General features: G+C 59.5%; 17 protein-coding genes. 9 read left to right on the top strand and 8 right to left on the bottom strand.

Features of this window, described 5'->3' with window-relative positions; genetic code table 11:
- Positions 1-101: 101 nt before the first annotated feature.
- Both E8M77_RS09165 and lgt read right to left on the bottom strand, forming a co-directional pair.
- The gene (locus E8M77_RS09165) at positions 102-1,205 is read right to left on the bottom strand and encodes a class I SAM-dependent methyltransferase (RefSeq protein ID WP_137130314.1); all 1,104 of its coding nucleotides are present in this window, start codon (positions 1,203-1,205) and stop codon (positions 102-104) included.
- A gap of 19 nt (positions 1,206-1,224) precedes the next feature.
- Complete coding sequence (gene lgt, locus E8M77_RS09160; RefSeq protein ID WP_137130313.1) at positions 1,225-2,067, bottom strand: prolipoprotein diacylglyceryl transferase; 843 nt, start codon at positions 2,065-2,067, stop codon at positions 1,225-1,227.
- Between the two features lie 229 nt (positions 2,068-2,296).
- Between lgt and E8M77_RS09155 the strand changes: the two genes are divergently transcribed.
- From E8M77_RS09155 to E8M77_RS09140, 4 genes are all read left to right on the top strand, one after another.
- Positions 2,297-2,560, top strand: coding sequence for an accessory factor UbiK family protein (locus E8M77_RS09155; RefSeq protein ID WP_137130312.1), 264 nt, complete (start codon positions 2,297-2,299; stop codon positions 2,558-2,560).
- A 423-nt stretch (positions 2,561-2,983) separates the two neighbouring features.
- Positions 2,984-3,484, top strand: a complete 501-nt coding sequence (locus E8M77_RS09150; protein ID WP_137130311.1) for a YbjN domain-containing protein — start codon at positions 2,984-2,986, stop codon at positions 3,482-3,484.
- Positions 3,484-4,302 (top strand): pyrroline-5-carboxylate reductase, encoded by an 819-nt coding sequence (gene proC, locus E8M77_RS09145; protein WP_137130310.1) that lies wholly within the window; start codon positions 3,484-3,486, stop codon positions 4,300-4,302. Before E8M77_RS09150 ends, proC begins: the two co-directional genes overlap by 1 nt.
- Before the next feature lie 20 nt (positions 4,303-4,322).
- Positions 4,323-4,664: a tRNA-binding protein gene (locus E8M77_RS09140; protein ID WP_137130309.1), complete on the top strand. Its 342-nt coding sequence runs from the start codon at positions 4,323-4,325 to the stop codon at positions 4,662-4,664.
- A gap of 10 nt (positions 4,665-4,674) precedes the next feature.
- Here the strand turns inward: E8M77_RS09140 and E8M77_RS09135 are convergent, their stop codons facing one another.
- The 3 genes from E8M77_RS09135 to E8M77_RS09125 all read right to left on the bottom strand — a co-directional run bounded on the left by E8M77_RS09135 (position 4,675) and on the right by E8M77_RS09125 (position 7,303).
- Entirely contained in the window at positions 4,675-6,039 is a 1,365-nt protein-coding gene (locus tag E8M77_RS09135; protein WP_246659195.1) for an ATP-binding protein, read from the bottom strand.
- Between the two features lie 90 nt (positions 6,040-6,129).
- Complete coding sequence (locus tag E8M77_RS09130) at positions 6,130-6,834, bottom strand: response regulator (RefSeq protein WP_137130307.1); 705 nt, start codon at positions 6,832-6,834, stop codon at positions 6,130-6,132.
- A 1-nt stretch (position 6,835) separates the two neighbouring features.
- Positions 6,836-7,303 carry a MarR family transcriptional regulator gene (locus E8M77_RS09125; protein WP_137130306.1) on the bottom strand — a complete coding sequence of 156 codons (468 nt, stop codon included), beginning with the start codon at positions 7,301-7,303 and terminating at the stop codon, positions 6,836-6,838.
- 356 nt (positions 7,304-7,659) lie between these two features.
- On the opposite strand from E8M77_RS09125, the gene E8M77_RS09120 reads away from it, so the two are divergent.
- Positions 7,660-7,851, top strand: a complete 192-nt coding sequence (locus tag E8M77_RS09120) for a hypothetical protein (RefSeq protein ID WP_137130305.1) — start codon at positions 7,660-7,662, stop codon at positions 7,849-7,851.
- Between the two features lie 104 nt (positions 7,852-7,955).
- Positions 7,956-8,603, top strand: a complete 648-nt coding sequence (locus E8M77_RS09115) for an MBL fold metallo-hydrolase (RefSeq protein ID WP_137130476.1) — start codon at positions 7,956-7,958, stop codon at positions 8,601-8,603.
- A 136-nt stretch (positions 8,604-8,739) separates the two neighbouring features.
- Here the strand turns inward: E8M77_RS09115 and E8M77_RS09110 are convergent, their stop codons facing one another.
- The 3 genes from E8M77_RS09110 to E8M77_RS09100 form a co-directional block, all read right to left on the bottom strand.
- Positions 8,740-8,955, bottom strand: a complete 216-nt coding sequence (locus tag E8M77_RS09110; RefSeq protein ID WP_137130304.1) for a cold-shock protein — start codon at positions 8,953-8,955, stop codon at positions 8,740-8,742.
- 398 nt (positions 8,956-9,353) lie between these two features.
- Positions 9,354-10,247 carry a DMT family transporter gene (locus E8M77_RS09105; protein WP_137130303.1) on the bottom strand — a complete coding sequence of 298 codons (894 nt, stop codon included), beginning with the start codon at positions 10,245-10,247 and terminating at the stop codon, positions 9,354-9,356.
- A 122-nt stretch (positions 10,248-10,369) separates the two neighbouring features.
- Complete coding sequence (locus E8M77_RS09100; protein ID WP_137130302.1) at positions 10,370-10,702, bottom strand: hypothetical protein; 333 nt, start codon at positions 10,700-10,702, stop codon at positions 10,370-10,372.
- Between the two features lie 311 nt (positions 10,703-11,013).
- Here E8M77_RS09100 and E8M77_RS09095 point away from each other — a divergent pair, with 311 nt between their 5' ends.
- The 3 genes from E8M77_RS09095 (at position 11,014) to E8M77_RS09085 (ending at position 12,930) form a co-directional block, all read left to right on the top strand.
- Positions 11,014-12,216 (top strand): pyridoxal phosphate-dependent aminotransferase, encoded by a 1,203-nt coding sequence (locus E8M77_RS09095; RefSeq protein WP_137130301.1) that lies wholly within the window; start codon positions 11,014-11,016, stop codon positions 12,214-12,216.
- Positions 12,217-12,321: 105 nt separating this feature from the next.
- Positions 12,322-12,594 (top strand): type II toxin-antitoxin system Phd/YefM family antitoxin, encoded by a 273-nt coding sequence (locus tag E8M77_RS09090; RefSeq protein WP_137130300.1) that lies wholly within the window; start codon positions 12,322-12,324, stop codon positions 12,592-12,594.
- A gap of 3 nt (positions 12,595-12,597) precedes the next feature.
- Positions 12,598-12,930, top strand: coding sequence for a type II toxin-antitoxin system VapC family toxin (locus tag E8M77_RS09085; RefSeq protein WP_137130299.1), 333 nt, complete (start codon positions 12,598-12,600; stop codon positions 12,928-12,930).
- Positions 12,931-12,994 lie beyond the last annotated feature (64 nt).

Genomic DNA, 12,994 nt, shown 5'->3' with positions numbered 1-12,994 from the left:
CATGGGCGCGACCGCAGGCGCGTGGCTGCTTCGTTTCGGCGCGAATGTGGACCAGGCTTGGCGAGAATGTCAACCGCCGGCTCCTGTGCCAGGGTCTGCTGTCAGTCGCGCACGGGCCGGAAGGGTGACAGCTTGACCGAGGGGCTGGAGACGGCAAGCGCCTTGAAAAGCTCGCCCATCTTGCCTTCCCCTATGCCGGCCAGACGGTTTGCCGCGACCGCTATGGCATGCTGCTCGGGTTCGGCCTTGCCTTGTGCAAGGGCTGCCGCCCGCTGGGCAAGGCCCAGGCCATAGAGAAAATCGCCCTGGTGCATGCATCCGTTGATCTGGAGGCCAGCGCTACGGGCCACGCGCGCCAGATCGGCAAAGTCCACATGGCTGGTCAGGTCTGCTTCGCCCGGATGGGCCAGCGGCGGATCGAACTCATGGCGCAGGACCGCCTGCAAGGTATCGCCGAAGGAGCTTGCCATATGGCCATAGTCGAGAATGAGGGCCGTGCCGCCGCTGCGCTTCAGCCGGTGGCAGAGCGCTTGCATCACGGCTTGGCGGGCCGGGGCGATCTCCAGCACGGTGCCTTCCGGTTCGCCGCCAGAGCCGGACGGCAAAAGCAGCGGATCGAGCGTGGCGATGCCGATGCCGAAACTGAGCCCGTCATCGGCATTGAGACCGACCAGCCGTTCGCGGTATCCCGTCGGCGTCTTGATGAACTGGCGGATCGGGATGGCGTCGAACAGCTCATTGGCAGCCAGCAGCATGAAGCCATCCGGCACATCCTCGAAAGAGGCATGCCAGGCGATTTTTGCGGAAAAGGCTTCCAGCGTGATGCGTTGCACGCCGCGCAGCCGGTCGCTGGTTTCTACCATATGAACATTGAGGCTATCGAAGAGTTCGGGTGACAGCTTGCGCACGACGCGCAGCATATCGAGCATCAGCGTGCCGCGACCAGGGCCGATCTCGACGAGATTGACCGGTGTCGGCATGCCATGCTGCTGCCAGGCATGCACCATGAAGATGCCGAGCATTTCGCCGAAAAGCTGGCTGATTTCCGGGGCTGTGATGAAATCTCCATTCACGCCGAAGGGGTCGCGCGTTTTATAGTAACCGTGATCCGGATCGGCCAGGCACAGCGCGAAATAGTCGGTCACGCTGATGGGACCGTTCATCCGGATGAGTGTCTTGATCTTTTCTGCAAGCGGCGTGGTCAAGGGGAGCCTCGTCGTCGCGTCAGGAGTTCGGGGTGGCGCGGCGGGCGCGAACAATCGCCCAGACGCCGAGGAAAAGCATGGGGAGCGACAGAACCATGCCCATCGTGAGCCAGCCGAAGGCCAGATAGCCAAGCTGCGCATCCGGCTCGCGGAAGAATTCAACAAATATGCGCGACAGTGCGTAGCCGCAGACGAATACGCCGGCCACCGTGCCTGGCTTTCTCAGCGCTTTGACGTGGTGCGTCATCACGCGGAGCACAAGAAACAGCACGATGCCTTCCAGCGCTGCCTCGTAAAGCTGGCTCGGATGGCGGGCAAAGGGGCCGCCGGTGGGGAAGACGAAGGCCCAGGGCACATCGGCAATGCGACCCCAAAGCTCCCCATTGATGAAATTGGCGAGGCGTCCGAAGAACAGGCCGAAGGGGGCAACAGTTGCCACCGTATCAAACAGGCTCCAGACGGGCACATTGTTGCGCCGGGCAAACAGGATCATGGCAATCGTCGTGCCGATCAGCCCGCCATGGAAGGACATGCCGCCATTCCAGATCTCGATCGCCCGGATGGGATTGTCGATGATCGCGGCCATGTCATAGAAGAGGATATAGCCGATGCGCCCGCCCAGCACGACGCCGCCGGCGACCCAGACGAGAAAGTCGTCGAGCGCCTCCACGGTCATGGGTGCGGTGCCGCCCGGCCACAGATCGGCGCGTGTCACCATGCGCTTGGCATAGTACCAGCCGAGCATGATGCCGACGACATAGGCCAGCCCATACCAGTGAACGGCCAGCGGCCCGACGGAAAAGGCCACCGGGTCGATATCCGGGTAGGGCAGGATCGCGAGTAGGCTGGGTATCGAATACAACGTTATATTACCTCGGCCTTTAGTGCCGCATCATCGGCGGAACATGACTTTCCACTTTTGGCGGGTCAAGGTGAATCTCGCCCACCTGGGGTTCATCCTCAGAGAAGTGTCGTTCAACCGCTGGAAGATGCGTGGATTCTTCTTGCAAGGGCGCGGCGCAGACCCTACCTCATCCTCATCACTATGAAGATCGCCGGCCCGGCCGGCGACGCAAAGGGAGATCGATCTGATGTCGACCGGAACCAACCGTATGATGGATGAATTTGCACGTTTGATGACGGATGCCGCAGGGGCAGCGCAGAGCGTGCGCAAGGAAGCCGAGACGGCTTTCCAAGTGCAGGTGGAGCGTCTGCTGAATTCCATGGATGTGGTCAAGCGCGAGGAGTTCGAAGTGGTGCGCGAGATGGCCATCAAGGCGCGCGACGAAAATGACGCGCTGCTCGCCCGCATCGAGGCACTCGAGGTAAAGCTGGCTGCAACAACGCAGGGCTGATACTTTTTTCTGTTCCGGAATGACGCGGCGCGGCTCCTTAAAAGCGGGGACGCGCCTTTTTTAATGGTTGACCAGGCTTTTGCCCCAAGGTTGTGCCTAACTAAATTCAGGCCTGTGGACACTGCCGAAAAAGCCTGACGGCAGAGTCGTTTAATCCGAGTCTCTGATGCCATTTCGAGAGGCGTGATTGAGTCGTCCCCGCAAATTGCGGGTCCGGGGGCTGGTTCTCAGACTCGGCGCCTATACACTGATTTTAAATGATGATTCGAAGCAGCGCTCGTAAGCTCCAGACAGGGTGCAAGCGCTAATCTGGCAGTCGCCAGCGGTCATCGAGAAATGAAGTATCCGGTTAGCTGTTCTGCGTCCGTTGGTAGAAGTGCCTCAAACGTAAGCCGCAATTCATCCCGGTTAAGAAGGTGCCGCATGAGCCTCATTGAGATGCAAATGGAACGTCATTCGAACCCGGTCGATATGATCGAGTTCGTCGCCGCCTCGAACGACTGGACGTTCGAACGCTCAGGCGAGGACGAGATCGCCATGACCGTGGAGGGTCACTGGACCGATTACCATGTCTCCTTCTCCTGGATGGAGGAGTTCGAGGCTCTGCATCTGGCCTGTGCTTTCGATATCAAGGTGCCGGATGCCCGCGTCAACGAGGTCATCCGGCTTCTGTCGCATGTCAATGGTCAGGTTCTGATGGGCCATTTCGACCTCTGGCGTCAGGAGGATGTAGTGATCTTCCGCCAGTCGCTGCTTCTGGCCGGCGGTGCCGAGCCAACCAACCAGCAGGTGGAAGTGCTTCTCTCCAATGCGCTCGAAACCTGCGAAACCTATTACCAGGCCTTCCAGTTCGTCGTCTGGTCCGGCATGGATGCCAAGAGCGCCATGGACGTGGTTCTGTTCGAGACTGTCGGGGAGTGCTGATGTCTGAAGGCATGTCTGGTCCGCTGGTGCTGGTTGGCGCTGGCAATATGGGCGGCGCCATGCTGTCCGGCTGGTTGAAGAGCGGCGTTGCCGGTGCTTCCATCCTGGTTCTGGATCCCGCACCCTCGGATGCGATGAAGGCGAATCTTGCGGAAAATGGTGTGCGTCATGCCGTGGCCGCACCTGCTGATACCAAGGCCTCGATCCTGTTTCTGGCGGTTAAGCCGCAGGTGATGGATGCCGTACTGCCGGATCTGAAGGCTTTGGTCGGCCCGCGGACGGTTGTTGTTTCTGTGGCTGCCGGCAAGACGCTGGCTTTCCTGGCGGGGCATCTCGGCCAGGCCGCCATGGTGCGCGCCATGCCTAATACGCCGGCGATGATCGGTCGCGGCGTCACTGGTGCCTATGCCAATGGCGAGGTCACCGAAGACCAGCGCGCCACGGTGCATGATCTGCTGAAAGTATCCGGCCCTGTCGAATGGGTAGCGAGCGAAGCCGATATCGATGCGGTGACGGCGGTTTCCGGCAGTGGCCCTGCCTATGTCTTCTATCTGGTGGAATGCATGGCGGAAGCCGGTCGCAAGCTTGGTCTTCCGGCTGATCTTGCCATGCGGCTGGCGCGCGAAACGGTGGCGGGCGCTGGCGAACTCCTACATCAATCGAGCGATGCAGCATCGCGCCTTCGCCAGAACGTTACCTCGCCGGGCGGTACGACAGCCGCGGCCCTTGCCGTGCTGATGGCAGAGGGTGGCATGCAGCCGCTGTTTGACGACGCGATTGCTGCGGCGCGCCAGCGGGCGCAGGAACTCGGCAGCTGATTTTTCAAGGAGCACGGGCCATGGCCGAGGAGATCAGCTGGGGTGACTTTGAAAAGGTCGATATCCGCGTCGGTACGATCGTCGAGGTCGAGGATTTTCCGGAAGCGCGCAAGCCGGCCTACAAGCTCAGGATCGATTTCGGCCCTGAGATCGGCATCAAGCGGTCGTCTGCTCAGATTACGGTGCATTACACGCCGGAAACGCTCATCGGTCGGCAGGTGCTCGGTGTCGTCAATTTTCCACCCCGCCAGATCGGGCCTGTTCGCTCGGAAGTCCTCACCCTCGGATTTGCGGATGAGGCTGGTGCCATCGTGCTGGCCGGTGTGGAACGTGCCGTGCCGAACGGCATGAAGATGATGTGATACCTTTTGGTCAGGCCGGAACCCGCACTATGGCGCGCAACCCGCCCTGCGGGCTGTCGGCCAGGGTGACATTTCCGCCATGGGCACGGGCAATGTCGCGGACGATGGCAAGGCCAAGGCCGGTGCCGGAGGCATTGAGGTTGCGCGCTTCGTCCAGCCGGTAGAAGGGCTTGAAGACATCCTCGCGCGAGGCTTCGGGAATGCCGGGGCCGTTGTCGTCGAAGGTCAGAGTCAGCCACCGCGCGCTATGGCGGGCTTCCACATGCAGTTTGTCGGCATAACGTTCGCTATTGGCGGCCAGATTGCCGACCAGCCGCATGAAGGCATTGGGCCGCACGGACAGAAGATCCTCGCCATCGATGCGATAGGTCATTTCCTTGCCATGCAGGTCGAAATCCGAGCGGATCTTTTCCAGAAGATCACTGAGGCGCAGTTCGCCGAAATCCTCTTCCGCTTCGCCGCGGGCAAAGGCGAGATAGCCTTCCAACATGCTTTGCATGTCGTCCACATCGGCGCTCATGCCGTTGAGGTCGGGATTGTCGCCAGACAAAGCCAATTGCAGCTTGAAGCGTGTGAGGATGGTGCGCAGGTCGTGGCTGATGCCGGTCAGCATGGCCGTGCGCTGTTCCATCTGCCGCTCGATGCGCTCACGCATCTGCATGAAGGCAATACCCGCCCGGCGGATTTCGTCGGCACCGCGGGGCGAAAACGGATCGGCGCGATGACCCTTGCCAAAATTCTCTGCCGCGTCCGCCAGTGCCAGGATCGGCCGGATCTGGCCGCGCAGGAACAGCACGGAAATGCCGATCAGCAGAAGCGAGGTGCCGAACATCCAGACCAGGAAGATATGCGTGTTGGAAGCATAGGCCTGATTGCGAATGGCAAAAATGCGTAGAACCCTATCGTCCAGCTGGATGCGGATTTCAATCAGCCGGCTGTCGCCAACCGTATCGATCCAGAAGGGCAGGCGTACCTGTTCGCTGATCTGATCGGCGAGGATATCATCGAGAATGGAGAAGAATGGCTTTGACCGCGGTGGTGGCAGTTCGCCACCCTGCTCGACGGAAATGTTGAGCTGGAACGTGTCACGGGCAATCCGGGTAATCTGCGCATAGTCGTCGGCTGGCGAGGGATAGGTGCGGATGACTTCGATGATGGCGGCAATGTCGCGCGTGACGGCGTTTGACAGGCGCTCGGTCACCAGTCGCCAGTGCCGTTCCATGAAGACGGCCGCCACCACGCTTTGCAGCAGCAGCATTGGAATAATGACGATCAGCACGGAGCGCGTATAGAGGCCTGTCGGCATGCGGCGCTTCAGCCAACGCCCGAAGGGTGTCCATCCAGGCAGACGAATCTTGCCGATATCGCGGCGCATGATGTCGAAGATCGCCATTGTGCCTCTTGCGGCGCTGTCGCCGTCGCTTTGCCTGCCATCCCGGCCGGGCGCCTTGCCCGGTTTTCCCCGTCAATCAATGCTGAGACGGTACCCTATGCCGCGCACGGTTTGAAGATAGATCGGGTTGGCTGGATCGTCTTCAATCTTGCGGCGAAGACGGTTTATCTGCACGTCGATCGTTCTCTCGCCCACTTCGGCATCGTCGCCGATCAATTCGTGGCGGGGAATGGTTTCGCCGGCGCGCAGCGCAAACAGAAGCATGATCTCCTGTTCGCGGTCTGTCAGGCGGATGGTTTCGGCCGCGCGGCGCAATTCTTTGCGGGCAATCAGGAACGTGAAGGGGCCGAACATGACCTGGTCTATCTTAGGCGCATCGGCGCTCGCACTGCGGCGCAGGATATTGTTGATGCGCAGCACCAGTTCGCGCGGATCGAACGGCTTGGGCAGATAGTCGTCGGCGCCGGCCTCCAGCCCTGCAATGCGCGATTCGGCTTCGGCCCGCGCCGTCAGCAGGATAATCGGTATCGCTCGTTTCTCGCGCATGGCCTGGGTCAGTGCAATGCCAGTTTCGCCGGGCATCATCACATCCAGAATGATCAGATCGAAATTCAGGCCTTCGAGCTTGCGGCGTGCCTCGGCGGCATCGCCGGCCACGGTCACACGAAAACCCTGTTCCATCAGGTAGCGATTGAGAAGCGCGCGGATCCTGGTGTCGTCGTCCACCACCAGCAGGTGGGCCGCATCATCAGCAAGGGACGCACTACTGTTACCCATCTTAATCGACCTCTGTTTCTGCTGGTGCCAATCCCTCTTCCCGTCCGCGCAGGGCGCGCAGAAAAGCGAGTACGCCGTCTTTCTGGTCTGGCGTCAGATCCGTCATGGCTTTCGATATACGGCGCGATTGCGGCTCGGAAAGGGCCAGCGCCAGCTCCCGTCCGGCAAGGGTCGGATAGAGCCTGCGCTGGCGGCGGTCCTTGGCACCCGCCATCTGGCGGATATAGCCATTGTCGATCAGCTGTTTGAGAACGCGGGCCAGGCTCTGCTTGGTAATCTGCAGGATGTCGAGCAGGTCTGTCACCATCATGCCGGGCTGTCGGCAGACGAAATAAACGACACGGTGATGCGCGCGGCCCATGCCTATCTTGGCGAGAATGGCATCCGGATCGGATACGAAATCGCGATAGGCGAAAAAGAACAGTTCGATGGTCTCGAAGTCGATCTTTCCTTCATCGACCGCAGGCATCGTTGGCTGGACCTTCTTGAGGGGTTTTCCAGTCGATACCGGTGACACGGTGGCGTTCCTTTCCAGCGACGTCGTCGGTGCCGACCATTGGCGGGCGGCTCCCGCAGCCTACCGTCATGGTCGGCGCGACGCAAATCTTGAAGAACTTGATAAAGCGCGAAGTGCCTCAACAATCAACCTGAATGTGCTGATTTCACCGTCATGTCCCCACGCAAAGTCCGTTTGAGAGAGGCGGCCGGGTGGCACGTGCCTGTATGGTTTGTGCTTCCTGCGCCACAGGGGAGGGCGAAGGAAAAGGTGGCCGGAACCTTTGCTGCGGCCCCTCGTTGCATGCAAAGGACAAGTGGAGACCAAGCATGACCTTGCTCGCTTCCGAGAGCACAATATCGCTGGGCGATGAGGTTCGCGCCGTCAGGCTTGCGCATCCGCTTCGTCCCATCCTTTACCTCGTCTTTGCGCTGAAACTCGCGGTTGCCGGAGCACTTCTGGCCAATGTGGCGCTTGCGCCGCCGCTTGGCGCGGATGGCCGATATTTGCTTGCCGACTGAGCATTTTCGCGGCAGGAACGGATGTGCGGCGCTGAGAGAGGGTTTCGATCCAATCAGATCGAAACCCTCTCTAACGCCATCCGAAACACCGAATGCGAGATCTCATGGGCAAGCTCCAGGCCGGCATCATTCCCGTCACTCCCTTTCAGCAGAACTGCACCTTGCTGTTCGATACCGAGAGCCGCGAGGCCGTGGTTGTCGATCCCGGTGGTGATGTGGATACGATAGTCGCGATTGTTCAGCAGCAGGGTGTGACGGTCAAGGAAATCTGGATCACCCACGGCCATATCGACCACGCCGGCGGCGCCGACGAATTGCGCGAAAAGCTTGGCGTACCGGTCATCGGTCCACATAAGGACGACAAGCCGCTTCTCGACATTCTGGATACCCGGGCTGCCGCACTCGGTTTCGACATTCCGGCACGCAAGCTGACGCCGGATCGCTGGCTGGAAGAGGGTGATGTCGTCTCGCTTGGCGATCACCGTTTCGAGATCTACCACACGCCCGGCCATGCACCGGGGCATGTCATCTATGTGAACCGCGATATGCAGTTTTCCATTCTGGGTGATGTTCTGTTTAATGGCTCGATCGGCCGCACGGACCTGCCGGGCGGCAATCACCAGCAATTGCTCGATTCTATTCGCGACAAGGTGCTGCCGCTCGGAGACCAGATGAGCTTTCTGTGCGGTCATGGGCCAGGTAGTCGGATCGGCGACGAGCGCCGCAGCAATCCCTATCTGAGAGGTCTATAGGTCGCGAGACCTGCCGTATCCGTGCCGATTTGAGGTGCTGTGCAGCCGAGATCTCCGGCTGTGACCGGCTGTCAGCCCACAAAAAAACCCGGCATTCCTGCCGGGCTTCAACTCGAATAGAAAGCCGTAACGGAGATTAGCCGGCCACTTGCAGATTGACTGCCTTGGGGCCTTTGCCGCGACGATCCGGTTCAGTGTCGAAGCTTACTTTCTGGTTTTCCGAAAGGCCGGACAGGCCGGAAGCCTGTACGGCTGAGATGTGTACGAAGATATCAGCGCCACCATTGTCTGGCTTGATAAAACCGAAGCCCTTGTCGGTGTTGAAGAATTTTACAGTGCCAGTCTCGGCCATGCATCAGGTCCTTTTTCCTCTGTCCGTGTTCAGCGGCGGACAGCATTACGATATTGCCCCGAAGGGGGCTGGGCGGCAGGCATTTCGAAATGGAGGAAAGGGGCCCGTATTACCGCGTGGGACATGAGAAAAGATCACTGCAATCTTGCCCCGCATCCCCCGCCCGGAAGTTTTGGCGCTTCCGAAACGCTTCATTATAGCTCTTCCCATGCTCGTAAATTGCCCGAACATGCACAGAGTGCTGTGTTTATCGTAAATTGGCAAGAAAAAGTTTTCTGAAGCTTCTTTGCAACACAAACGCTACGTTTCCGGCCCCCGAGAAGCCGGGGGTTCCTGTTTTCCTTCGTCGGTATACACGCTAAAATAGCGTTATTACAGCGCTGCGCGAATCAATAGTTTCAAGCGTGCTGCCGCCGACGACTGAGCAATTCCGGCAGGATTTCCACGGTCAGCATGGCAATGAAAATGAGACCGCAGCCGACATAACCGATTGAGGGCAGGGTTTCTCCAAGCAGAATCGCGCCGAAAAAGGCGCCGAACAGGGCTTCCGAGGACAGGAAGATCGCTGCCTGCGGTGCTGTTGTATAGCGCTGGCCGATGACCTGCAGGACAAAGGCGAGCCCGGATGAGATGAGCCCGACATAAAGGATCTCGGCGAGTGATGCGGAGATGGCTTGCATCGAAATCGGCTCGGCCAGCATCAGGCCCACCGCCAGGGACAAGACGGCACAGGTTGCAAACTGTGTGACCGACAAAGCGAGAGGCCGGGGAGAACGGCTCATGACATGGCCGGCCAGCACGATCTGCAACCCCCAGAATGCCGCGCAGGCGATGCTCCACAGATCGCCTGTCGAGATGGTTTCAACCGTTGCGCCTCCGAGCAGGAAGATGCCGATGAGCGCCAGAATCGCTACCGGCCAGATGACCCAGTGCGGTGCGCGGCGAAACAGCAGGATGGACAGGATCGGCACGAAGACCACGTAAAGCCCGGTGAGGAAACTCGAATTGGTGACCGTGGTGGTCTGCAGCCCGATCTGCTGGGTGATGGCGCCGCCAAACAAGGCAAGACCGACGAGCAGGAAGGCGCGCAGATCATTTGCGTTCGGTGCGCTTCCCAGACGCTTCTGTTCCATCACGGCAAAGGGCAGAACGGCAATGGCCGCGATGGCAAAGCGCAGGCCGACAAACCAGAAGGGGCCAATGGTGTCCATGGCCGTCGACTGGGCGACAAAACCGCCGCCCCAGATGGCTGCCGCCAGAAGCAGGACGAGATTGGCCTTGATGCGCGACATGGGAGATATCCTGATGGAAGGCATTGGCCTTGCGGGCGGTTCCTATCAGCAGGTGCTGGTGGCTTCAAGCGGCAGAAGGCTAGGCGCCAGAGTCCTGTTGGGGACTTGCTTGGGGACCTGCCTTACGACTGGTTGATATGGTCTCTGGAGCGCTTCTTGCGGCGGTCGCTGGTCGGCGGGCGCAAGCTTAAGCGCCAGAGGCCGGCGGCGGCCACCGAGAATGCCACCATCAATGCGCTGAACAGAATACGCTGATCTGCATTCGGACCGTTTCCGACCAGCAGTTGCGGCGTCAGAACCTGCGAGAAGGTTGGCAGGTCATCGGCATGCGCGGTTCCGATCAGGGCCAGCATCATGACCACGCAGGCCGTCAGGGCGGTCACGGCCACCCAAAGGCTGGTATTCTTGCGACGCAACCGGATCCGGGCGGTGGCCTCTTCATCATCCAGAAACATGGTCAATCCTCTCAAGGCGCGTTCAATGACGCCAGAAGACCGCCGGAAAGCGTCGTCAGAAGGACCGGAATGGGGCTGTTGCCGGCATTTATTAGGGCAGAATCAAGGCGCTAGGCTGTGTTGCTGAAACATCACGCAAAGCGCCCTGCTTTCCGCAGCGCAAGCTTGCCGGAAAGACGGTTCTCTTGCCGTGCGACAAACCGTCAAAATTGCCGGGTTTGGCCTTGAAACCTTCCGTTTCTTTCGACATAGAACCTGACGGCAGAGCCGAGACGGCCTGCCGTTTTCAACAGCTTCAGGATGACATCATCATGGCCTTTATTGCCGATGCACTTTCCCGCGTAAAGCCGTCCGCCACCATCGCCGTTTCGCAAAAAGCCCGCGAACTGAAAGCCAGCGGCCGCGACGTTATCGGGCTTGGTGCCGGCGAGCCGGATTTCGATACGCCGGACAATGTCAAGCAGGCGGCCATCGATGCGATCAATCGCGGCGAGACGAAGTATACGCCGATCTCCGGCATTCCGCAGCTGCGCGAGGCGATTGCCAAGAAGTTCAAGCGCGAGAACAATCTCGATTACACGGCAGCCCAGACTATTGTCGGCACCGGTGGCAAGCAGATCCTGTTCAACGCCTTCATGGCAACGCTGAACCCCGGCGATGAAGTGATCATCCCGGCACCTTACTGGGTATCCTATCCGGAAATGGTAGCTTTGTGCGGTGGAACGCCGGTGATTGTGACGACCACCCAGGAAAACAGCTTCAAGCTGCAGCCGGACCAGCTTGAAAAGGCGATCACCGACAAGACGAAGTGGTTCCTGTTCAACTCGCCATCCAACCCGTCGGGCGCTGCCTATACGCATGACGAGCTGAAGGCGCTGACTGATGTTCTCGTCAAGTATCCGCATGTCTGGGTTTTGACCGATGACATGTACGAGCACCTGACTTTTGGTGATTTCAAGTTCGTAACACCTGTGGAAGTGGAGCCGTCGCTCTATAACCGCACGCTGACGATGAACGGCGTTTCCAAGGCCTATGCCATGACCGGCTGGCGTATCGGCTATGCTGCCGGCCCGCTGGAGCTGATCAAGGCCATGGACATGATCCAGGGCCAGCAGACATCGGGTGCCTCGTCCATCGCTCAGTGGGCGGCTGTCGAAGCGTTGAACGGTCCGCAGGATTTCGTGGCAAAGAACAAGGCTATCTTCGAAGGCCGCCGCGATCTCGTTGTCTCGATGCTGAACCAGGCCAAGGGCATTGTCTGCCCGAACCCGGAAGGTGCCTTCTACGTCTATCCGTCCTGCGCCGGGCTCATCGGCAAGACGGCGCCGTCCGGCAAGGTCATCGAAACGGACGAGGATTTCGTTACCGAACTTCTGGAAACCGAAGGCGTCGCCGTCGTACATGGTTCGGCCTTCGGCCTTGGCCCGAATTTCCGCATTTCCTACGCGACGTCGGAAGACCTGCTGGAAGAGGCTTGCCGCCGCATCCAGCGTTTCTGCAACGCCTGCAAGTAAACCTTTGCATCAATGATATCCGAAAGGGCTCGCCGCAAGGCGGGCCCTTTTGCATGGTGCCCGGCCATCGTTGACGGTTTCACGCTACGCGCGTATGTTTCGATCATGAAAACCGTATCCATTCGCGAAGCTCAGGATCGTTTTGACGAACTTGCCCAGGATGTGGAGCAGGTCGAAACCGTGACCGTGACGCGCGACGGAAGGCCGGTTTTTGATCTTGTACCGCGCGAAGGCGCGGTGCCTAAGAAAGGCGGATTTGATTGGGAGGCGGGGCAAGCTTACCTCCGCTCCATCGGTGTCACCGATCCCTTTCCCTATATCGCCGATGATTTTGATGATCCGTTGCCCGAGGATTTCCTTCTCCAGCCTTTGCCGTGAACGATGGGCGTCTTGCTGGATACACATTTCGTCATCGCTTTCCTGCGACAGACCTTTCCTATGCAATATCCGCAGGTACATCGGATGCTGTCGGGACATGTCGGGCAGGGCTACGCCTCTGTGGCCAGCCTTTGGGAAATCGCGATCAAACACAGGTTGGGTAAGCTGAACATTGACATGCCTCTTCAACGCATGCCGGACAGTCTGCAGGCAAGCGGACTAGCGATCCTGCCGATTACTATTGGACACGTCCTCACAGCTGCGCAACCCGAGCCGCCAACACGTGATCCGTTCGACCGGCTTTTACTGGCGCAGTGCCAGGTCGAGGATCTTTAACTCGTGACGATCGACCGGGCGCTGGTCGGTCACCCGCTGGCGTTCCGGTTCTGAAAGCCTGAGA

Source organism: Rhizobium sp. FY34 (genome assembly GCF_005222845.1).
Lineage (GTDB): Bacteria > Pseudomonadota > Alphaproteobacteria > Rhizobiales > Rhizobiaceae > Neorhizobium.
This window is presented reverse-complemented; position numbering and strand designations above follow the sequence as displayed.